At 57.2% G+C, this 21,640-nt stretch carries 23 protein-coding genes; 12 read left to right on the forward strand and 11 right to left on the reverse strand.

What is annotated here, in order from left to right; genetic code table 11:
- The first annotated feature begins 11 nt into the window (after window positions 1-11).
- The 6 genes from mreC to tldD are packed head-to-tail and all read left to right on the forward strand — an operon-like array spanning window position 12 to window position 8,953.
- On the forward strand, window positions 12-956 hold the full coding sequence (gene mreC / locus LG290_RS05625) for a rod shape-determining protein MreC (protein WP_499837042.1): 945 nt from the start codon (window positions 12-14) through the stop codon (window positions 954-956).
- Entirely contained in the window at window positions 956-1,447 is a 492-nt protein-coding gene (gene mreD / locus LG290_RS05630) for a rod shape-determining protein MreD (protein WP_160417084.1), read from the forward strand. Before mreC ends, mreD begins: the two co-directional genes overlap by 1 nt.
- Before the next feature lie 15 nt (window positions 1,448-1,462).
- Window positions 1,463-2,080: a Maf family protein gene (locus LG290_RS05635; protein ID WP_499836597.1), complete on the forward strand. Its 618-nt coding sequence runs from the start codon at window positions 1,463-1,465 to the stop codon at window positions 2,078-2,080.
- A 58-nt stretch (window positions 2,081-2,138) separates the two neighbouring features.
- Entirely contained in the window at window positions 2,139-3,602 is a 1,464-nt protein-coding gene (gene rng, locus LG290_RS05640; RefSeq protein ID WP_160417082.1) for a ribonuclease G, read from the forward strand.
- A 3-nt stretch (window positions 3,603-3,605) separates the two neighbouring features.
- On the forward strand, window positions 3,606-7,505 hold the full coding sequence (locus LG290_RS05645) for a YhdP family phospholipid transporter (RefSeq protein WP_499836598.1): 3,900 nt from the start codon (window positions 3,606-3,608) through the stop codon (window positions 7,503-7,505).
- A complete protein-coding gene (gene tldD / locus LG290_RS05650) occupies window positions 7,502-8,953 on the forward strand; it encodes a metalloprotease TldD (protein WP_499836599.1) in 1,452 nt (483 codons plus the stop codon). The genes LG290_RS05645 and tldD overlap by 4 nt, the downstream gene beginning before the upstream one ends.
- Before the next feature lie 11 nt (window positions 8,954-8,964).
- Here tldD and yjgA read toward each other — a convergent pair whose 3' ends face one another.
- Window positions 8,965-9,483: a ribosome biogenesis factor YjgA gene (gene yjgA, locus LG290_RS05655; protein WP_499836600.1), complete on the reverse strand. Its 519-nt coding sequence runs from the start codon at window positions 9,481-9,483 to the stop codon at window positions 8,965-8,967.
- Window positions 9,484-9,581: 98 nt separating this feature from the next.
- On the opposite strand from yjgA, the gene pmbA reads away from it, so the two are divergent.
- Window positions 9,582-10,934, forward strand: coding sequence for a metalloprotease PmbA (gene pmbA / locus LG290_RS05660; protein ID WP_499836601.1), 1,353 nt, complete (start codon window positions 9,582-9,584; stop codon window positions 10,932-10,934).
- Here the strand turns inward: pmbA and LG290_RS05665 are convergent.
- The 10 genes from LG290_RS05665 to LG290_RS05710 form a co-directional block, all read right to left on the reverse strand.
- Complete coding sequence (locus LG290_RS05665; RefSeq protein ID WP_160417077.1) at window positions 10,931-11,200, reverse strand: HPr family phosphocarrier protein; 270 nt, start codon at window positions 11,198-11,200, stop codon at window positions 10,931-10,933. The genes pmbA and LG290_RS05665 overlap by 4 nt on opposite strands.
- Before the next feature lie 10 nt (window positions 11,201-11,210).
- Entirely contained in the window at window positions 11,211-12,155 is a 945-nt protein-coding gene (rapZ, locus tag LG290_RS05670) for an RNase adapter RapZ (RefSeq protein ID WP_160417076.1), read from the reverse strand.
- A gap of 137 nt (window positions 12,156-12,292) precedes the next feature.
- Complete coding sequence (gene ptsN / locus LG290_RS05675) at window positions 12,293-12,763, reverse strand: PTS IIA-like nitrogen regulatory protein PtsN (protein WP_499836602.1); 471 nt, start codon at window positions 12,761-12,763, stop codon at window positions 12,293-12,295.
- A 4-nt stretch (window positions 12,764-12,767) separates the two neighbouring features.
- Window positions 12,768-13,079 (reverse strand): ribosome hibernation-promoting factor, HPF/YfiA family, encoded by a 312-nt coding sequence (hpf, locus tag LG290_RS05680; RefSeq protein WP_160417074.1) that lies wholly within the window; start codon window positions 13,077-13,079, stop codon window positions 12,768-12,770.
- Window positions 13,080-13,240: 161 nt separating this feature from the next.
- A complete protein-coding gene (locus tag LG290_RS05685) occupies window positions 13,241-14,659 on the reverse strand; it encodes an RNA polymerase factor sigma-54 (protein WP_499836603.1) in 1,419 nt (472 codons plus the stop codon).
- A 118-nt stretch (window positions 14,660-14,777) separates the two neighbouring features.
- Window positions 14,778-15,557, reverse strand: coding sequence for an LPS export ABC transporter ATP-binding protein (gene lptB / locus LG290_RS05690; RefSeq protein WP_499836604.1), 780 nt, complete (start codon window positions 15,555-15,557; stop codon window positions 14,778-14,780).
- Window positions 15,554-16,051: a lipopolysaccharide transport periplasmic protein LptA gene (gene lptA, locus LG290_RS05695; protein WP_499836605.1), complete on the reverse strand. Its 498-nt coding sequence runs from the start codon at window positions 16,049-16,051 to the stop codon at window positions 15,554-15,556. The genes lptB and lptA overlap by 4 nt, the downstream gene beginning before the upstream one ends.
- Complete coding sequence (gene lptC, locus LG290_RS05700; protein WP_499836606.1) at window positions 16,048-16,638, reverse strand: LPS export ABC transporter periplasmic protein LptC; 591 nt, start codon at window positions 16,636-16,638, stop codon at window positions 16,048-16,050. Before lptC ends, lptA begins: the two co-directional genes overlap by 4 nt.
- 1 nt (window position 16,639) lies before the next feature.
- Window positions 16,640-17,182 carry a KdsC family phosphatase gene (locus tag LG290_RS05705; RefSeq protein ID WP_499836607.1) on the reverse strand — a complete coding sequence of 181 codons (543 nt, stop codon included), beginning with the start codon at window positions 17,180-17,182 and terminating at the stop codon, window positions 16,640-16,642.
- Between the two features lie 55 nt (window positions 17,183-17,237).
- Window positions 17,238-18,224: a KpsF/GutQ family sugar-phosphate isomerase gene (locus tag LG290_RS05710; RefSeq protein ID WP_499836608.1), complete on the reverse strand. Its 987-nt coding sequence runs from the start codon at window positions 18,222-18,224 to the stop codon at window positions 17,238-17,240.
- A gap of 259 nt (window positions 18,225-18,483) precedes the next feature.
- Here LG290_RS05710 and LG290_RS05715 point away from each other — a divergent pair, with 259 nt between their 5' ends.
- From LG290_RS05715 to LG290_RS05735, 5 genes are read left to right on the forward strand one after another with little or no spacing between them, the layout of a single operon-like run.
- Window positions 18,484-19,308 (forward strand): ABC transporter ATP-binding protein, encoded by an 825-nt coding sequence (locus LG290_RS05715; RefSeq protein ID WP_499836609.1) that lies wholly within the window; start codon window positions 18,484-18,486, stop codon window positions 19,306-19,308.
- A gap of 11 nt (window positions 19,309-19,319) precedes the next feature.
- Window positions 19,320-20,111 (forward strand): lipid asymmetry maintenance ABC transporter permease subunit MlaE, encoded by a 792-nt coding sequence (mlaE, locus tag LG290_RS05720; protein WP_160417068.1) that lies wholly within the window; start codon window positions 19,320-19,322, stop codon window positions 20,109-20,111.
- A 19-nt stretch (window positions 20,112-20,130) separates the two neighbouring features.
- Window positions 20,131-20,595 (forward strand): outer membrane lipid asymmetry maintenance protein MlaD, encoded by a 465-nt coding sequence (gene mlaD, locus LG290_RS05725; RefSeq protein WP_160417067.1) that lies wholly within the window; start codon window positions 20,131-20,133, stop codon window positions 20,593-20,595.
- Between the two features lie 45 nt (window positions 20,596-20,640).
- Complete coding sequence (locus LG290_RS05730; protein ID WP_499836610.1) at window positions 20,641-21,285, forward strand: MlaC/ttg2D family ABC transporter substrate-binding protein; 645 nt, start codon at window positions 20,641-20,643, stop codon at window positions 21,283-21,285.
- Window positions 21,282-21,617 (forward strand): STAS domain-containing protein, encoded by a 336-nt coding sequence (locus tag LG290_RS05735; RefSeq protein ID WP_499836611.1) that lies wholly within the window; start codon window positions 21,282-21,284, stop codon window positions 21,615-21,617. The genes LG290_RS05730 and LG290_RS05735 overlap by 4 nt, the downstream gene beginning before the upstream one ends.
- The last annotated feature ends 23 nt before the right edge of the window (window positions 21,618-21,640 follow it).

The raw sequence follows: 21,640 nt of genomic DNA on the forward strand, positions 1-21,640 counted from the left end.
CTGCGGGGGAACTGCCTATCAAACCGCTGTTCTCGCATGGACCACTGCCTGGCTATCGGTTGTTCTTCTGTGCTCTGGCAGCGGGTGCGTTGATGTTTGCCGACCAGCGTTTCACGCGGATGGAAGACGTGCGTGCCCAGCTTTCCATGGTGGTGGCGCCCATCCAGTGGGTGGTCAGCGTGCCTAGTGACTTGCTCAACTGGGGAGCGCTTGCGCTCTCCGATCAGCGTGCTCTGGTAGAAGAAAATCGCTATTTACGTGAGCATATCCTGACACTTTCCCATCGTGCCCAACGTATGGCCAGCCTGACCGCCGAAAATGTGCAATTACGTGAATTGTTGGGTGCAGCGCAGCATAACGATGTGCCTTATATGACGGCAGAGCTGTTATCTCTGGATAATGATCCCTTCAGCCATCAGATGGTCATTGATCGCGGGCACCGCAACGGCGCCTACGTGAGTCAACCGGTGATTGATGCCTCCGGCCTGGTGGGGCAGATTACGGCGGTATCCGCTTATTCCAGCCGAGTGTTGATGCTGGCAGATGCCAGCCATGCCTTGCCGGTACAGGTCAACCGCAATGGTCTGCGTTTCATTGTCCAGGGGGCGGGGCGTTACGGTAGCTTGAATGTGCTGCATGTGCCGGATACCGCTGATATTCGTGAAGGCGACTTGCTCATCACCTCGGGCCTGGCAGGACGGTTCCCAGCAGGATACCCGGTAGCGAAGGTCACCGAGGTTTATCACGACCCTGGCCAGCCATTCGCCCGTGTCACTGCTCAGCCGATGGCGCAGTTGCAACGTTCGCGACACTTCCTGTTACTGTTTCCGGCAAAGCAAAAACCCATAGAAGAAACTGCATGGGATGAAACCTTGATTCTCTCGGGAAATTCACTGCGTGCCGCGCTAAGGGTGGCCTCCCAACGTTCTACCGGTAACGCCGGGGAGGCGAGATAATGGCGCGTGCTCCGGTGATTTCCTGGGCGGTGATCTGGTTGAGCTTGTTGCTGGCGCTTTGCTTGCAGGTCATGCCATTGGCGGAGGGCTGGCAGGTATTTCATCCTGACTGGCTGGGGTTGACGTTAATCTATTGGTGCATGCGTACACCGGACAGAGTCGGGGTTTATCACGGCTTTGTATTGGGGATACTGCTGGACCTGATAGAAGGCACTGCCTTGGGACAAAATGCCTTGGCCCTTGCGTTGCTGGCCTTTCTATGTGCCTTGTTGTACCCGCGTTTTCGTGCTTACTCCCTACTCCAGCAAGCGGTGCTGGTGCTGGTGCTGCTGGGTATCGTGCAATTGGCGGAGCAATGGCTGCGTACCTTGATCGGCGAGTTTTCGATTCACTTGGCCTTCTTGATTCCTTCCTTGATCAGTGCTGCGCTGTGGCCGTGGTTGGCTACGTTGTTCAAGGCGCTGGAACAGCGGTTGGCAAGAACCCACTAGGAACCAGGAGCTGACATGCCGCATCCTCAATTCCCGGTGTTATGCTTGGCATCGGCATCACCGCGGCGCAAAGCATTATTGGCTTCCATCGGCGTGAAGGTGGACGTCATCGCCTGTGATGTCGATGAGACCCTGCTGCCAGGTGAGGTGAGCGTTGATTATGTGATCCGCTTGGCAATGGCCAAGGCCTCGGCGGCTATCCCGAGCACCGACTTACCAATTCTTGGTTCGGACACTGCCGTGGTGCTTGACGACTGTGTGCTGGGTAAGCCGCAGGATGCCGATCATGCGGCTGCCATGCTGCGCTCACTTTCCGGGCGCAGCCATGACGTCGTGACAGCCGTGGCGGTCCATGGACCAGGGGGAATGCTAACCGCCTGTGTCACGACTCAAGTGACGATGCGCCGTTTGAGTGAAGCTGAGATTGCAGCCTATTGGCGTACCGGCGAGCCACAGGATAAAGCCGGTGGCTATGCGATTCAGGGCAAAGCGGCGATTTTTGTCGAGCGTATCGCCGGTAGCCACTCTGCCGTGGTCGGGTTGCCGCTTTACGAAACCGCCGAGCTTTTAAGCCGGCAAGGTGTACCGCTGTGGGACGGCGCATGGGAGCATGATGCGGGCTTGCCATGCTGACGCAGCCCTGTAAATTAACCGAACCCAGAAGTGAAATCGAACCTACAAGGAATTTTGCATGAGCGGCGAAGTCCTCATCAACCTGACGCCAATGGAAACCCGGGTCGCGGTCGTCGAAAATGGCGTATTGCAAGAAGCGTTGATCGAGCGTTCACGACGTCGCGGCATTGTCGGAAATATCTACAAAGGCAAGGTGGTGCGCGTGCTTCCGGGCATGCAAGCAGCATTTATCGATATTGGCCTGGATCGTGCGGCTTTCATTCATGCCCATGAGGTCATGCCGTCAGGCACGCCCCCCGACGAACAGTTGACCATCGGCCAGTTGCTTCACGAAGGCCAGGCATTGGTGGTGCAGGTCACCAAGGACCCGATTGGTTCCAAGGGTGCTCGCCTGACCACGCATCTCTCGATTCCTTCGCGTTACCTTGTTTACATGCCGGACTCAGCCAACCACGGCGTGTCGCAACGCATCGAAGATGAATCTGAGCGCGAACGTCTTCGGGAATTGCTGATCGGCAGTGTTGCCGAGCAAACCCTGGAGGTCCAAGGGGGGTTCATTGTGCGTACCGCTGCCGAAGGGGTAAGCCAGACGGAGCTGGCCAGCGACATGTATTTCCTGTTGCGGCTTTGGCGCAAGATCAGTGAGCGCAAGATTACCGCCACTCCCGGCGCAGTGATTTATGACGACCTCCCTTTGTTCATGCGTACCCTGCGCGACGTCATGCGTGACGAGATCGAGAAGGTGCGTATCGATTCCCGGGAAAATTTTGCCAAGCTGGTGGAATTCGCCGAAGAATTCATGCCCACCGCCGTGGAACGCATCGAGTATTACCCGGGGGAACGACCGATTTTCGATCTCTACAGTGTGGAGGACGAAATACAGAAAGCCCTGGGGCGCAAGGTGCAGCTCAAGTCAGGCGGCTATCTGGTGATAGATCCTACCGAGGCCATGACTACCATTGACGTCAATACCGGCGGCTATGTTGGGCATCGCAATCTTGAAGAGACGATCTTCAAGACCAACTTGGAGGCGGCCAACGCCATTGCCCGCCAGTTACGCTTGCGTAATCTGGGGGGGATCATCATCATCGATTTCATCGATATGGAAGATACTGAACACCAGCGCCAAGTGCTGCGGGTGCTCGAGAAGGCATTGGAGCGCGACCACGCCAAGACCAAATGCACCGGTGTCACCGAGCTGGGCCTGGTGCAGTTGACGCGTAAGCGTACTCGGGAAAGCCTGGAGCAGACCCTGTGCGAGGCATGCCCCACTTGCGCCGGTCGAGGTACCTTGAAAACACCGGAAACCGTCTGTTATGAAATTTTCCGGGAAATCCTGCGGGAAGAACGCGCCTATAATGCGGATACCTACATGGTGCTGGCCTCGCAGGCGGTGGTCGATCGGCTTCTGGATGAAGAGTCAGCGGCAGTGGCCGACCTTGAAGTCTTCATTGGCAAGACCATTCGATTTCAAGTGGAGCTGCATTATTCCCAGGAGCAGTACGACATCGTGCTGATGTAATCCATGATGAGGCGTTCGCTGGTGCGTTGGGGGTTGGCACTGCTGGCTGTGGTATTGGGAGGCCTTGCGGTACTGCTAGTGGTTCTACGCCTGCTCATGAGCCAGGCGGATGCCTTGATACCCCACATCGAGACCTTGCTGGAAGCCCGCATCGGCGCTTCTGTAAAGATCGACCATCTTTCCTTGCAACTGGCCCGCAATGATCCGCTCATGCGCCTTTCCGGGGTGCATGTCACTACCGCGGAAGGTGAAACGTTGCTGGCGCTGGAGCAGGCGAAGCTGCGGCTGGATACGTTTGCCACGCTGGGCGCCATGGCGCCGGTCTTCAACGATGCCCGCATAAGCGGTCTGTCAGTGCATCTTTATCAACAGGACGAAGGCGCCCGCTGGTACTGGCCGGGCACTACCGAACTGCCGCTTGAGTATGAGCTGGATCTGGAAACGCTGGACGCCTGGGCTGCACTGATCCTGCGCCAGCGTCTATGGGTTCAGGAAACCAGCATCGTGCTGCATGGCCGTCAACGAACAGTCACCTTGCTGGCACCTGAGTTGCTGATGAGTGGGGATTATCGCCGTACCCGCCTGGAAGGTACCTTGGAAATCGTTCGGCAGGATGCGCCTGGGCAAGTCGTCGAAAATTGGCCTGCGGTACAGATGCAGGTGGAAGTACAGCCGGGAAAGCACGGTTTCCGCGATTTCTCCGCCGCCCTGCAACTGGATATGCAACTGGATAACTTGCGCACCCTGGCACAGTTGTTATTACCCGCACGAAGCCCGCAATTGCAGCATGCCAGCGGTGAGGCGCGCCTCTGGGGGCGCTGGCAGGCAGGTGCGCTTGCCGATGCCCGTATCGATCTCGATATGTCTCACTTGGCCTTGCGCCATCAAACCCAAGAGGCCGTACTGCGTGATATCCACGCTCAAGGCCAGTGGTTGCGGCGGGGCGACGGGGGTGAAGCCTGGCTGGAAGGCGACGCTGACACGGTTGACTGGATGCAACCGACAGCGTCGGGCGATGTCGGCCCGGCACTGCCGCACCATTGGTACCTGATCCATGACCCGGATGGCTGGGAAGTACGCACCAGCGAGTTTGATCTGTCGTCACTGGCGGCCTGGCGTGAGCACGTTCCGTTGCCTGAAGCCTTGTCGCGGGTAGTGGCGACACTGGCGCCGCGAGGCCAGGTGAGCGGGCTAAGTCTGGGGCATCGCCATGATCAGTGGGAAGCCACGGCAGCTATCAGCGGCCTTGAAGCATCCCCTTGGGGGCATGTGCCGGGCGGCGGCCCCCTGGATGCCTGGGTCGAAGCCCAGGATTTGCGCGGCAGGGTCTTATTCAATAGTGACGGGGCCAGTACCCTGTATTTCCCTAATATCTTTTCGGCGCCCATGGCATTGAATCATGCTCAAGGGGAAGTGCAGTGGGTCTACGATGGCCCCGACAGCCTGATCAGTGGCAGGAACCTGCTGGTTGATTGGGAAGGCGCCCGGGTCCAGGGCGGGTTCGGTCTGGTCACTGGAAAGCCGCGAGGTCACTTTGGCTTGGATATTGCCTTTCGTGACGTTGACGCCGTCGAGCGTCCCTTGGCCCAATGGCTGCCCATGGGAATTCTGGGGGAAAACTTGAGTGAATGGTTACGCAGCGACGTCGGGGGTGTTGTAAAAAAGGGAACATTTTCATTAAGCCAGCCTTTATTCGAAGGCGTTAACATAGAGGATATAGAGCTGGAATTGGCGCTGGATATTGTCGACGGCTACTTGCCCATCGCTCCCGACTGGCCGATGCTGGAAGGTATCGAGGGGCACCTGCAATTGAGTAATCAGCGCTTGCAGGCCGTCATCGACAGCGCCCATAGCCATGGAGTGAAGGCTACTTCCGCCGAGGTGCTTTTGGAAGATAATCAGCTGAGTGTCGACGGTAAGGTCGTAACTTCCGCTGAGGGAGCCAAGGGCTTTCTGCAAGCCGCCCCTCTGGAAGGCATGCAGGCGTTGGATGATTGGCAGGGAGAAGGGCGTATCAATGCCGACATCGCCTTGAACACCTTCCTTGAAGCACCCGAGGCCCTGCAACTCGAGATCAATGCCCAGCCCCAATTGTCACGGCTGACCTATGAGCCCTTGTCGTTGAACGTCGATCAGGTCGGTGGGATGCTCAGCTGGACTCAGCAAGGGCGGGACGGTGGGCTTGCCGGGCAAATGGCTGGGCGTCTCTGGGAAGGCGATGTCTCTGCGACTATCGACACTCATGAAGACCGTCTGAGCCTGCAGGGTGAGTCCGAAGCGGGAGCCCTGCTACGCTGGGCGGGAGTGCCGCCTGAGAGAACCCAGGCATTGGCGAAGGGGCGCGCCGCCTGGCAGGGGCGACTTGAACTCGAACCCAGCCTGCAGTTACAGCTGAATAGCACCCTGCAAGGCTTGGAATTGACGTTCCCCGCTCCCTTACAAAAGCCCGCTCAAGCCGCCTGGCCATGGTCGATGAAGGTTGATGTAGAGAATGGAACCATACAAAGCGAGCTGGCCAATATAGTGGATTTTCGTGGCCGGCTTCTTGACGAGGGATTGGCTGGAGCGCTCTGGTTGGGTGAGGCAACCTCTCTGCCCGTCGATTGGCCCACCCAGCCCGGCTGGACGGTGAAAGCCAATGTGCCCCGCCTGGAGCCGCTTGACTGGCTCAGCTTGGTCGAGCTCTTCAAAGAGGATATGCCGGTAGAAAACAAACCCGCGAATACTCAGCGAAGCGGTTGGCAACTGGCAGTACAGACGCCTTGCCTGACGTACCAGGATCAGTGCCTAGGGTCGGTGGAGGCTGAGGGCCGCATGAGCCCCGCAGGCATTGAACTCAACCTGAGTGGCAGTCTGGTGGCGGGCCGTGTGCACTATCGCCCTCAGGCAGAAACTCCGCTGGATATTAGCGTAGGCCGCCTGATGCTGGATGATCTGATGGTCTTGTCCGATCAGTTCACAGGTCGGGCAGACTCGGGCGAAACCGTTTCGGCTACAGCCACTGGCGACGAGCAAGTACAACCCCGTGCCTGGATGAGCGAAATCGAAACCCGTGCATCCGCTGAGCTTAGCGGGATACCCCCCTGGCTTGAGGCGCTCCCCGATGGGCGATTAAGGGTGGCGGAAATAGTGCATGAGGAAAAGCGTGTCGGGCCATTGACCGCCTATTGGAAAACGCGTGGCAATCAGTTCACTCTGTCTCCGGTAGGGCTAACGCTGGGGCAGATATCGGCGCGTGGCGAGTTGCGCTGGGAAGGCGATGCCGCCCGGAGTCGCACCCATGTGGACCTCACCTTGCAAGGCGGGGATATCGGTACTTCCTTGGCGCGGCTGGCGCAACCCAATGTCATGCACAGTCGGCGGACCGACCTGGCAACTCGGCTGAGCTGGCCGGGAGCCCCATGGGAATTGGAACTCAGCCGATCTGAAGGCGAACTGTCCATCGAGCTGCATGACGGGCGTTTTCTCAATATCGAATCGACGCCTGTAGAGCTTATCGGCCTGTTGAACTTTGATAATCTAGTGCGCCGTTTACGCCTGGACTTTTCCGATGTCATGGGTCAGGGAACCGTTTTCAACCGTGTGCACGGCAGCGTCAATATTGCCGATGGCGAATTGACCACTCAAGAGATGTTGGAAATCGATACACCAGCCACCACCTACACCATGGCGGGCACTGTCGATCTTATACGCCGGGAACTCGACCAACGCTTGGGCGTCAGATTGCCCATCAGTCAAAGCATGCCACTTGCCGCGCTCATTGCGGGAGGACCGCTGGCGGGAGGAGCCTTCTTTATCGCTCACCAGCTGTTTGGTGACGCTATCAATCGGGCGACAACGATCTATTACCGCGTGCGTGGCCCTTGGGCGGCGCCGCAAATCACTTTGGAAGGTACTCAATGACCCCAGACAATGCCATGTTGGAAACAGCCGTCACCACCTTGTTGACCCCGGGAGGCTTGGATCTCGACGCACTGGAGACGGGACTCTCGCATGCGCTGGGGGCAGGAGTGGACTATGCCGATCTATACTTTCAACGCACCTGGCAGGAAGGCTGGGTACTTGAAGACGGTGAGGTAAAAGAAGCCAGCTACAACATCGATGGCGGGGTGGGTGTGCGTGCTCTGGCCGGTGAAAAGACCGGTTTTGCCTACTCGAATCAAATCACCGCCGATGCCTTGGCGGACACCGGACGTACCGCTGCAGGTATCGTGCGTAGCGGCCAGCGGCTACCTGGCCAGGCTGTGGCCACCTCAACAGCTACGTCACGCTATACCGGCCTTGACCCTCTCGCCGGCCTGACTGCCGAAGACAAAGTGGCGATGCTCAAGCTGGCGGATCGCGTCGCGCGTAGCGCCGACCCCAGCATCAGCCAGGTAAGCGCTTCGCTTTCGGGAACCTACGAAGTCGTTCTGGTACGTGCCAGTGACGGCACCCTAGGGGCGGATATCCGTCCCTTGGTGCGTTTCAACGTCAGCGTGATCGCGGTCAAGGATGGCCGCCGTGAGCGGGGCAGTGCCGGAGGCGGAGGACGCTTTTCCATGGCCCGCTTGCGCGACGACAACGTGGCTGAAACCTATGCCCGTGAAGCGGTACGTCAGGCACTGGTCAACCTTGAGGCCGTGGCCGCCCCGGCGGGACAGATGCCGGTAGTGCTGGGTCCCGGCTGGCCGGGCATTTTGTTGCATGAAGCCGTCGGTCATGGCCTGGAAGGGGATTTCAACCGCAAGGGCAGCTCGGCATTTTCCGGGCGCATGGGCCAGCGCGTGGCCGCCAAGGGCGTGACCGTAGTGGATGATGCCACGCTCAATGGTCGTCGTGGATCGCTGAGCATGGACGACGAAGGCACGCCCGGCCAGTACACCCCCTTGATCGAAGATGGCATTCTCACCGGTTATATGCAGGACAAGGTGAACGCACGGCTCATGGGCATGGCGCCGACGGGCAATGCCCGGCGCGAGTCCTTTGCCGATCTGCCGATGCCACGCATGACCAACACCTACATGCTGGCCGGTCAGGACGAGCCGCAGGACATTATCCGGAGTGTTAAAAGAGGCATTTATGCGGTCAGCTTCGGTGGCGGCCAGGTGGATATCACCTCTGGTAAGTTCGTGTTTTCCGCAAGCGAAGCCTACCTGATCGAAGACGGCAGGATTACCGCTCCGGTCAAGGGAGCGACCTTGATCGGTAATGGCCCGGAAGCCATGGGCCGGGTCTCGATGATCGGCCACGACATGGCACTGGATACCGGTATCGGCGTATGTGGAAAGGAAGGGCAGGGCGTACCGGTGGGTGTCGGTCAGCCCACCTTGAAACTTGATGAGCTGACCGTAGGGGGCACCCAGTCTTAACGCTTTTTGCGTTACAGGGCAGCGCTTTCGCGAAGGAATTTGAACAGCTTGCGGGCACTGGTCGGTGGTTTGGCCTGGTCGCGTTCACGGCGTGCGTTGCGTATCAACTGACGGAGCGTTTGGCGATCCGTGTCGGGATAGTCTGCCATGAAGGCATCTATTGCCGAGTCGTCTTCCTCGATCAGGCGGTCGCGCCATTTTTCCAGGCGATGAAAGGCATGATCACGCTGCTGTTGTTCCTGGTCGACACTGTCAAACACCGCTTGGATCGCGACCAGGTCTTCCTTGCGGATCAGTTTGCCGACGTATTGCATGTGTCGCCGGCGCCCTTCATGGGAGCGGATGCGTGACGTTTCCTCGATGGCACGCAGCATGTCATCGGAAAGCGGAAACCGTGCCAACTCAGCGGGTTTCATGGCAATCAGGTTTTCCCCCAGTTCCTGCAGGGCGTGCATTTCACGCTTGAGCTGCGATTTGCTGGGGCGTTCTTGTTCATCGTTTTCGATGAAGTCAGGGCGTTTTTTGGACATGATGTGGCTCGTTAACGAATTCAGGTTGCGGCAGTATATCAGGCCGCAAGCGACAGCATTCACCTGCCGAGGATTCTCGGCTGAGGAAGGAGAAAAACATGACACAAGCGTTTGATGCGCCGGCGCAGCAACAGCTGCTGGAAACGCGTGCCGAAGAGGCGTTGGCACTGGCCAAACAGTTGGGTGCGGATGCCTGCGAGGTTGGGGCAAGTGTCGATCAAGGCGTGGGTGTCAGTGTGCGTCTGGGCGAAGTCGAAACCGTCGAGCTGTCCCGAGATCAAGGTATCGCCGTCACGGTATATGTCGGTATGCGCAAAGGGAGTGCTTCCTCTACCGATGCCGGGCAGGCGTCAATTCGTGCAGCGGTGGAAAAAGCCATGGCGATTGCGCGCTACACCGGCGAAGACCCAGCGGCAGGTCTGGCGGATGCTGCATTGATGGCCACGGATTTCCCCGATTTAAACGTCCATCACCCTTGGGAGCTGAGTACCGAACAGGCTATTGAAATAGCACTTGCCTGCGAAAGCGCCGGTCGCGGCGTCGAAGGCATCACCCATTCTGAGGGGGCGTCCCTTTCGACAGGAGAAGGCGTGCGGGTCTATGCCAATAGCCATGGGTTCCTGGGGAGCCAGAAAGGCAGCCGTCACTCACTCTCCTGCATGTTGATTGCCCAGGACGGCAGCGGCATGCAGCGTGACTATGATTACACCTCGGCCCGCGACCCACGACAGTTACAGGACCCCGAAGCAGTTGGGCGGCAGGCAGCTGAGCGAACGCTGCGCCGGCTTGGTGGAAGGCGTCCCAAGACCGGCCGTTTTCCGGTACTCTTCGACCCGAGCCTGGCGGCTGGTCTGGTAGGCAATCTGATGGGCGCCCTGGCCGGCGGCGCTCTGTATCGCCAAGCGTCATTCTTGTGTGACCGCCTGGGAGATCCTTTGTTTCCCGACTGGTTCTCCTTAAGCGAACGACCCATGGAGGTCGGCGCCATGGCCAGTTCGCCGTTCGATAACGAAGGTGTACAAACGCGCAATAACCGTTTTATCGATCGGGGACGCCTGGAAAGTTATATGCTCTCGAGCTATAGCGCTCGACGCCTGGAAATGCAGACCACGGGTAATGCCGGGGGAGCTCGGAATCTACGTATCTCGGCACCGTTAAGCGCACCGCAAGACTTGCTGCAAAAAATGGGGCGTGGGGTATGGGTAACGGAATTGATGGGACAAGGGGTCAATGGCGTCACCGGGGACTACTCTCGCGGTGCTACCGGCTTCTGGGTGGAAGATGGCAAGGTCCAGTATCCCATTGAAGAGTTCACCATCGCCGGTAACCTCGAACAGATGTTCAGTGGCTTGGTAGGTATCGGTAACGACACCGATACGCGAGGCAGCATTCACACCGGCAGCTGGTTGATTGATGAAATGACAGTGGCCGGCGACCAGGAAACTAGCTAGGCGTCTTCATCGAAGCGGGCGTCAAAGAGTTCCTGGATCGCTTCGAGTGCCTGTTCTGCATCGTCGCCTTCTGCGCTTATTGTAAGTTCAGTGCCACAGGGAGCGGCCAGCATCAAGAGAGCCATGATGTTGGCCGCATCTGCTTCTTGACTGGCTTTTTGAACGTGTACGCGTGCGTTGAAATCCTGGCAGCACTGCACCAGTTTGGTGGCAGCACGAGCATGCAGACCGCGTCGGTTGATAAGCGTCAGCTTGCGTTGAGGCACCGTATTTCCTTTATCTTGCGTGTGCGCTGAGTGGCGTTGATGTTGAGCCTTCATCACCGGTGAATTCTACCTGGCCTTTCTCGGCACTGAGAGTGTATTGCAGCCCCAGTTCGCGATGGCGCAGACTGATATTACCGTAATTATTCATGACTTGTCTGGCCAGGCGTTCGGCCATATAAACTGACCGATGCTGCCCACCGGTACAACCGATGGCCACCGTCATGTAACTGCGTTGACTGCTTTGATAAGCAGGTAGCCAACGTTCCAGCCAGTCATGGATATCGTTGTACATGCTATGGACGATGGGGAAGTCATCAAGAAATTCGATGATAGTGGCATCGCGTCCATTCGATTGACGTAGCCGAGGGTCCCAGTAGGGGTTGGGCAGGCAGCGTACGTCAAATACCAGATCGGCATCCAGGGGAACCCCACGCTTGTACCCAAACGACTCGAAGGTGAGCGCAAGCTGGTCACGTTGATGATGAGCCACCTGGTCGACAAGGCGGCGACGCAGGTCATGCACGGATAACCGCGAGGTGTCGATCATCAAGTCGGAAAGGTTGCGGATCTCGCTGAGAGCCTTTTCTTCCTCGGTGATGGCTTCTTCCAATGTCATGTCACTGTTGCGAGTCAATGGATGACGTCGGCGCGTCGCTGAGTAACGTTCCAGCAGGATACGGGCATCGGTGGTCAGGTAAATGACTTGGCAATCGATACCCCGTTCGCGCAATTCCATTAACAGGCTGGGAAAACGCTCCAATGCGTAGGGCAGGTTGCGTGCATCGATGCTCACCGCCAAATGGGTTCTTTCGCTTTCCTGAACCAGTTCATCCACCAGTGAACCCAGCAACATGGCGGGTAAGTTATCAATGGCGTAATAATCCAGGTCTTCCAAGGCTTGCAGAGCGATGGATTTTCCCGAGCCGGAGCGCCCGCTGATGATCACGAGTTGCATATGAATCTCCTGCTCCTGGCCAGGCGTCACCCTGCAGCGTCTAGTGAGGGGCTGCGAGGAGGCACGAAGGTATGACGGATAAGGTACTCGTAGGCTGATGCAGAAAACAATAACGTTCAGAACGTGAACAATAAAGTTCAGGAAACGTCCTGGTTTCGAATCGTCGCCATCAGTATGTCAAGCAGTTCGCGTTGGCTGGCACTCTTGCGTAACTGAGCACGGGTGTCCGCATCGTTCATGATCGTGGCTACCTGGCCGAGAAGCGCGAGGTGAGTGTCATCGGCTTGTTCCGGTACCAGCAACACAAACAGCAAGTCGACCGGGTCGCCGTCAATGGCGTCAAAATCCACCGGTTCGGCAAGCTTGAGAAAGCTGGCAATAGGCGCATCGCAGTGGGGACTGCGGGCATGAGGAATAGCGACTCCATTGCCGATTCCCGTACTGCCTAGGCGTTCTCTGCCAATGAGTCGACTGAAGACCTCTTGGCTATCCAGGCTCGGGGTATTCTGAGCAATGAAGGTGCTGAAAAATTCCAGTATACGCTTCTTGCTCCCCCCGGGCACGTCGTAAAGCACACGCTCGGGGGGCAGGATGGCTTCCAGTGACATCAGGTTAACGCACCCCGGCGCCTTGGGCGCGGGCTTGTGCTTTTTCCTTATGCTTGACGAGCTGGCGATCGATCTTATCCGCCAAGGCATCTATGGCAGCGTACATATCGACATCCGTGGCTTCGGCATGCAGTTCGTCAATACCGCCTGCATGCAGGGTACAGGCGGCTTGTTTACGTTCTTTTTCGACAGACAGGACTACTTGTACCGTGGTGATATTGTCGTAATGTCGCTCTACGCGAGCGAGCTTTTCATTGACATAGTCACGCAAGGCGTCAGTCAGTTCCACATGATGACCGGTGATATTGACTTGCATTGACGTACTCCTTCTCTGTCGGGCTGTGACTTGATTGTAACCCTTTTTCCTTTCAAGCAAAGCCCTTGGGAAAAGATTCTTGAATCTCATTGATTCAGCTCGGCTTATGCGTTGATTGCGGGCTTTGTTCAGGCTTTTTTCTGTAAGATCTTTTCTCGAGACTATCTTAATCGACGGCGTTCACTGGAAGGGGGGATTCCCATGGCTTCGCGGTATTTGGCGACTGTGCGACGTGCCACCTTGACGCCGTTTTCCTGTAGCAGTACCACGATTCGGCTATCGGAAAGGGGTTTGCCCGGAGGTTCTTCCTGAACCAGTTTCTTGAGCCGTGCGCGAATGGCGGTACTTGAATGGCTATCGCCCTGGCTTTCGCCGCCTCCCACCTGGCTGGAAAAAAAGTACTTGAGCTCGAAGACGCCACGCGGGGTATGGATGTATTTTTGCGTGGTTACTCGCGAGATGGTGGATTCGTGCATCTCAACGGCGTCGGCAATATCCGCCAGTATGAGGGGTTTCATGGCTTCCTCGCCATGCTCCAGAAAACCGATCTGCCGGATAATGATTTCGCGCCCTACGCGTAGCAGGGTGTCATTGCGGCTGGACAGGCTCTTGATCAACCAACGTGCTTCCTGGAGATGCTCCTTGAGGAACTGGTTATCGTGGCTCTTGTCAGCGCGCTTGATCAGGCTTGCGTAATCCGGTTGAATTCTCAACCGGGGAAGTGCCTCAGGGTTAAGCTCCAAGTGCCAGCCTTGCGCATCATGGCGGACTACCAGGTCGGGAATCACATAACTATCGGTCGTTTCGGAAAAGGCGCTGCCCGGCCGTGGGTCGAGACTTCGAATCAGATGAATGACCTCATTCAGCTGCTGGTCATCGAGACCCAGGCGGCGCTTGAGCAGGCGTAAATCGTCCTTGCCCAAGGCTTCCAGAAACTGACGCACCAGACGTCGTGCCTGGGGCAGCAACGGCGTCTCATCGGGTAACGTTGCCAGTTGAAGCATCAGGCATTCACGCAGATCTCGGGCGAAGACGCCGGTAGGCTCGAATTGTTGCAAGCGCAGCAGTATCCCTTCCACTTCTCGCAAGGTGATGTGCTCGACCTGCCCGCGCAATCCTTCGCGGATCTCGTTGAGCGTCTGGGTCAGGTAGCCATTGGTATCGAGGGCATCGATAAGACTTTCCGCTACCAGCTGTTCACGGTCGTCGAAATCAGTCATCGCGAGTTGCCAGAGCAAGCGGCTTTGGAGGCTTTGCCCAGCGGCCTGGCGTTCAAAATCCGGTCCTTCCGAAGTGCCGCCAACCATAGAACCCATGTCCTGGTAGGTATCCGACCAGTCGCTATCGACAGCAAGCTCGGTGGGGATATCCTCCGACCATTCCGGCTCGGGAGTTTCATTGACGGTTTGCTCGCCGAACTCATCCTCCTGTTCCAGCATCGGGTTGCTGTCGAGTGCCTGCTGAACTTCCTGTCGCAGATCAAGCGTGGATAACTGCAGCAGTGCAATGGCCTGTTGCAATTGCGGCGTCATGGTCAGCTGAGTACCCATGCGCAATTGAAGTGAGGCTTTCATGACCATAGGGAAGTCCCGCTTGCTTGATCGAAAGTTTTTACCCTAGTGCGAGCCACGACCTGACGCAACCCAGCTTTGGGTAATGATTAGCAATAAATATGCCACTAGGCTGGGAAAATATTGCCTATAAGCGGAAATCGGCACCTAGGTACACATCGCGTACTTGCTGGTTGTCTAAAATGCTTTGGGGAGGGCCATTGGCGATGATCTGGCCGTCGCCGACGATATAAGCCGTATCGCAGATGTCCAGGGTCTCACGCACGTTGTGGTCAGTGATCAAGACGCCTATATGGCGTGCCTTGAGCGCGCGGATAATGGTCTTGATCTCACCCACGGAAATAGGGTCGACTCCGGCAAAAGGTTCGTCGAGCAGTATGAACGCCGGTTCGGTAGCGAGCGCGCGGGCGATTTCCACGCGCCTGCGCTCACCACCGGAAAGGCTCATGCCCAGGTTGTCGCGTATATGGGTGACATGAAAGTCTTCGAGTAGCGCTTCCCGGCGCTGTTCGCGAGCGCTTCGATCAAGGTCCTTGCGCGTTTCCAGAATCGCCATGATGTTGTCGGCCACCGACAGCTTGCGAAATATCGAGGCTTCCTGAGGCAGATAGCCGATGCCGGCCATGGCGCGTTCGTGCATGGGGGCGCCACTGAGGTCATGCTCATCGATACTTACTTCGCCGGCATCGGCGCGTACCAGGCCGACGATCATATAAAAGGAAGTTGTCTTGCCGGCCCCATTAGGGCCCAGCAGTCCGACCACGCTACCCTGAGCGATCTCGAGACTGATATCCTTGACCACGCGCCGGCGCTTGTAGCTCTTGGCCAGATGGCGGGCATAAAGCGTTTTTATGCCAAGAGTAGACGCAGAAGCTTCACTATCGCCTGAGTGCACGGCTTGCCTCATTGTTGTTCGGGCTGCAGAGTCATGCGGATGCGTTGGGACTCCTGTCCTTCCACATCGGCGCGAGCCTGGATGACCTCTCGATCGATGAAGTATTCCAGGCGTCCTCCGGTGAAGCGGTCTCCGCCCTGAATCATTTCGGCTTTATCGATCAGTTCCACCCGGCGTTCGGCCACGTGAAAAATGACTGTGCGGGCATAACCTTCCAGAGGTTGATCCTGGCCTTCCGGGTGGTGACGAAGATAGGCGCGATCTCCGGTGGCGATAGCACGCGACAGTTCGCCTGCCGAGTTACGCTGAATTTTGACACGATCGCCTCTCAGGCGCATTTCGCCCTGACGAACTTCAACGTTACCGGCATATACCGCAGTACCGGTACGTTGATCCAGATCAAGACGGTCTGCCTCCACTTCGACCGGTGGAGGCGCTTGCTGGGCAAGTGCCACTGCCGGCAACAGGGCCAGGCTCAGCAGCGTGGCTTGCAGAAACGTTTTCATGGGGTTTCCTCTTGCTCGCGCGTTGCCGCTGGGTGGTAGCCTTGCACATCGCCGGTCAGGCGAACCTGGCTATCATTCAACCAGGTATCCATGCGCAAGGCGCGCATATGCTGGGGGGGATGTTGCAGCACCACCGGGGCGTCACTCCAGGCGTGAGCCTGACGGCTGTCATAATGCAACACTTCGCTATCCAGTTGCCAGCCGCTCTCAGGAGCGACCAGCCGAGCCGAGCCGCTGAGGGTCAAGTGATGAGCGGCGATGTCGACAGTGCCACTGTCGGCGCTGGCTAGCCATTCACGCCTTTTTTCGTCGAACAGCCTGGCTCTTGGCATCTCGACCTGGGTCAGGGAATCCTGGGGAATATGCACCAGATGGGGAGTGCGGATGGACTGCTGGATAAGCCCGTCGGCACCGAACAAGGTCATGTCGGCGCCTTCCAGTACATGGCTGGGTTCCTCGGCCTGGGCGGCGGGGTCCACCGCGACTTCCTGGGGTGCGCGAGGGTCCAGATAAACCAGCAACCCGCCGAGCAGGGCCACCATTCCGGCTATCCATAGCCAGCGCGGCAAGAAGGCTTGCCGGCTCATCTCAGCGACGGCCGTGCAGGTAGGTGTCTATGACGGCGCCCCAGTGCCCCTGCGCTTCGAGCAGGGTGTCGCAGATCTCGCGCACTGCACCATGCCCCCCATGGCGTTCGGTTACCCAGTCGGCATGTGACTGAATATAGGCAGGCGCGTGGGGTACGGTAATTCCGATGCCGGAACGTTTGATTGCCGCCAAGTCAGGCAGGTCATCGCCACAATAAGCTGCCTGATCGAGTTCGATCCCAAGGCGTTGACAGAGGTGGCGCAAGGTGGCGAGCTTATCCTCGCAGCCTTGGAACACATGAGAAATTCCCAGGGCGGCTGCACGCTGGCTGACCATTGGCGAATCACGTCCGGTAATCAGGGCGACATGAATGCCTGCGCGCTTGAGCAGTTTGAGGCCATGCCCATCCTGGGTATGAAAGGCCTTGATTTCGATACCATCGGCCTGAAAGTAGAGCCGGCCATCGGTCAGAACGCCATCCACATCCAGAGCGAGCAAGCGCACGCGGCGCAGATGGTCGAGTAAAGCAGGCGATAGGGCCATGGAACCTCCGATTGAAACGCTTCCAGGTAGAAGCATCTTTGAGTGAAAAGCCTTGTTAAATCACACCGCTGGCTAGAAGGTCGTGCATATGCAATGCGCCTACAGGATGTTCATGCTGGTCGACGACGGCCAAGGCCGTGATGCGGTTGTCTTCCATGATACGTACGGCTTCGGCGGCCAGCAGGTCAGGTGAAATGCGTTTGCCCGGACGGGTCATGACATCCTCCACGCTCAAGTTACGCAGATCATGGTGTTGATCCAGAGTGCGACGTAAATCACCGTCGGTATAGACGCCGGCCAACCGACCTTCCTTGTCTACCACGCAGGTAAATCCCAGCCCTTGTCGGGTGATTTCCAACAGAGCGTCACGCAGGGGGCTGCCCAGCGGCACCTGGGGTAAACGCGAACCGGCGTGCATCAAGTCCTTGACCCTGAGCAGGAGTCGTTTGCCCAGGCTTCCACCTGGGTGGGAAAGGGCAAAATCCTCGGCGGTGAAGCCGCGCGCTTCGAGTAAAGCCACGGCAAGTGCATCGCCCAGGGCCAATGCCGCCGTGGTGGAACTGGTGGGCGCGAGATCCAGCGGGCAGGCTTCTCGTTCCACGCCGCTGTCCAGATGGGCGTCGGCATGCCGTGCCAGGGTGGAACCGGGGCGCCCGGTCATGCTGATCAAGGGTGCGCCCATGCGCTTGAGCAAGGGCAGCAGAGCGGTCACTTCGCTGGTTTCACCGGAATTGGACAGGGCCAGCACGACATCACCACGGGTGATCATGCCTAGATCCCCATGGCTGGCTTCACCGGGATGAACGAAAAAAGCCGGGGTGCCGGTGCTGGCGAGAGTGGCGGCAATCTTGCCGGCAATATGCCCGGACTTGCCCATGCCGGTTACCACCACGCGTCCGGTACACGCCAGAATCAACTGACATGCCTGATCGAATCCGGTACCCAGTTTGCCGATCAAGGCGCCGATAGCCGCCTGCTCCACCATCAGGGTGCGCACAGCGCTTTCGCGTAGCAAGGAAGTGAGAGGGGCGGGCTGATTCATGGCGGATGGCTCAAGAAAGTGAATGAACGTCTGTACACAGGATAACATCCTCGAGGTGGGATGCCCGAAACGTAATAGCTGGATGTTTATCGCTTGACGCTAGCTATAAGGGTTAGGATACGATGTTCGATAATGTTTTTGAAATCTTGTTTTTGAAACTGTTAGTGAGCGGTTTTCTCATTCGCAACTATTCTATCGTCGACCTCGGCAATGACCTGCTGTCGACCTCAACTGCGCCATTTTCCGATAATGAGTCACCATGACTGACGTTCCTTTTGTTGAAATTGAAGATCTACACTTCACGTTCGGTGGGCGTGAAGTTTTTCGTGGCATCAACATGGCCATTCCCTACGGACGTATTACCGCCATCATGGGGCCGAGCGGGACCGGCAAAACCACCTTGCTCAAATTGATCGGAGGACAGCTGACGCCGGATAGTGGGCGGGTACTGATAGATGGTCAGGATGTACACCGCTTGTCACGCAAGGCCCTGTTCGAGCTGCGCAAGCGTATGGGCATGTTGTTTCAGAGCGGAGCACTGTTTTCCGATCTGGACGTGTTCGAAAACGTGGCTTTCCCGCTACGGGTACATACGGATTTACCTGAGCCAATGATCCGTGACTTGGTACTGCTGAAGCTTCAGTCAGTAGGCTTGCGTGGTGCCCGTACCTTGACCCCCGCTGAACTGTCGGGCGGCATGACGCGTCGGGTCGCCTTGGCGCGTGCCGTGGCGCTGGACCCGGAATTGATTCTCTACGATGAGCCTTTTGTCGGTCAGGACCCCATTTCCATGGGGGTATTGGTGGAATTGATCCGTCGCCTTAGCCAAGCGCTTGAACTGACGTCCATTGTGGTGTCCCACGACATCAAGGAAACCCTGTCGATCGCTGATTACGTTTACCTGATTTCCGATGGCAAGGTGGTGGCCGAAGGAACACCCAAGTCGCTGGATACCCATGCCGACCCTCGAGTGAGTCAGTTCGTGCATGGCGAACCTGATGGGCCGGTGCCGTTTCATTATCCGGCACCGGATTTCTATAGCGATATTCTTGACGATGCGACGGCATCCGGAGGCCATCCTTGAGTGAAAGTGGAATGACGAAAGGCATCGAAAGCCTTGCTCGCTGGGGTCGCAAGGGATGCGATGCTTCCGAGTCGCTGGGCCGCGCGGGGATTTTTCTCGCCCAGTCGGCAGTGGCGGTGCCTTCGCGTGAGGGGCTGCGCCTATGGCTGCATCAAGTATATTTCGTCGGTGTATTGTCGTTGGCGATTGTGCTGGTGTCGGGGCTGTTCATTGGCATGGTGCTGGCATTGCAAGGGTATACCATCCTGGTGGATTTCGGTGCCGAACAGGCGCTGGGGCAAATGGTGGCGCTGTCCTTGCTGAGGGAGTTGGCGCCTGTGGTCGCGGCGTTGCTGTTTGCCGGGCGAGCAGGGTCGGCCTTGACGGCGGAAATCGGCTTGATGAAAGCCACCGAGCAGCTCACCAGCATGGAGATGATCGGTGTCGACCCACTACGGCGTATCGTGGCTCCCCGATTGTGGGCCGGGTTCGTATCGCTACCCATACTTACCGTCGGCTTCAGTGTGGTCGGAATCTGGGGCGGATATTTGGTCGGGGTGGAATGGCTAGGCGTATTTGAAGGCTCTTATTGGAGCAATATGCAGGCCAGTGTTTCATTTCTTGATGATGTCGGCAACGGCATCATCAAAAGCCTGGTGTTTGCCTTGGTGGTGACCTGGATCGCAGTGTTTCAGGGCTACGATCTTGTGCCGACCTCAGAGGGTATTTCACGTGCGACGACACGTACCGTGGTGTATTCCTCACTGGCGGTACTGGGCCTCGATTTTGTGCTGACCGTGGTGATGTTCGGTGGTCTTTCTTGATTTTTTGGAGCATTTTTCAATGAAGCGCAGTAAGACAATGGAGTTAGGCGTGGGACTTTTCATGCTGGCCGGTATCCTTGGATTAGTGTTTCTGGGGTTGCGCGTCAGTGGCGTGACGCTCTCCGCCCCTGCCGAGTCCTTTCAATTGGAAGCCAACTTCGCCAATGTCGGCGGGTTGCGCCCGCGCGCGCGCGTCACCATGGCAGGAGTGACCGTGGGGAGGGTAGAAGCTATCGAACTGGATACCGAATGGTTCGATGCGCGAGTGACATTGCGCCTGGATGGCGAACTCGAGGGGCAGTTATCCCGTGATACCACTGCCGCCATACTCACTGCAGGCTTGCTGGGGGAGCAGTACGTGGGGTTGAGTGTGGGTGGCGACCCCGAAGTACTGGAGGCCGGCGATACCATTACCGATACTCAGTCTGCGCTGGTGCTTGAAGAACTAATTCAACAATTTATATCCAATATGGTCAGTGGTTGAAATTACCTTGTTTGATTGGCTTGTGCCCCAGGAGGGCTTATGAACATGAAACGTCATTTTTTGACCTTGCTAGCGATATTGCTGCTGGTAGTGCCATTGCACCTTCAGGCGCAAACGCCGAACCAGAGCCCGGAAGCATTGATTCGTGAAAATATTAACGATTTCATGAACGAGTTAGAGAAACGAGAAGATTATTACGCTGACAATATCGATGAACTCAAGGAGTTGGTTGAATCGAGTCTCGAAGAAGTGGCAGATTTCCGCTATATCGGGGCCAGCGTGATGGGTAGGTATTATCAGAACGCCACACCAGAACAGCGCAGGCGCTTTGCCGACATCTTTCGTCAGACATTGATTGATACCTACACCAAGGGCCTGGTGACATTCGATTATGATGAGCTGCGAGTGCTGGATACTCAGCAGCCGCAACGCCAAGAGGATCTGGCCAGCGTGGCAATGGAAATCGTGGCTACCGATGGCTCGGTATACCCGGTCAGCTACAGTCTGCGGCTTTCGAATGGCGAATGGCGTGTAGTGAATGTGATCGTCAATGGCATCAACTTGGGGTTAACATTCCGTAATCAGTTCGATCAAGCCATGCGTGACCATAATCGTGACTACGATGCGGTTATTAACAACTGGGCACCTGAGCTTGCCGTGGAAGAGCTTGAAGAAGGGAGAGGTGCGTGAGCTTGCTTCTTGAAGAGCCCGCATTTCGCTTGAACGCACAAGGCAATACCTTGTGCGTTCAAGGTGAGGTTGATGTTTCGGTGGCAGCGCGACTGGCTACTGCTGGAAGTCAATGGTTGAAGCAGCAAGCAGCCGGTACTGAAGTTAGCTTCGATTTCACTCAAGTTGAAAAAGCCAGCAGTGCCGCCTTGAGCGTGTTATTGCAATGGCTGCGGATCAGCCGTGATCAAAAGCTGCTTTTCCAAGAAGCTGCCTTGTCGCCGCCTCTGCGCCGACTGTCTGCCTTGGCTGAACTCGACAGCCTGATTGGCGTAACTGAGCCGTCGGAATAATCCCGCCTGCCGGTGGCGTGGGC

This window comes from Halomonas sediminis (assembly GCF_044871105.1).
In the GTDB taxonomy this organism is placed as follows: Bacteria; Pseudomonadota; Gammaproteobacteria; order Pseudomonadales; family Halomonadaceae; genus Vreelandella; species Vreelandella zhuhanensis.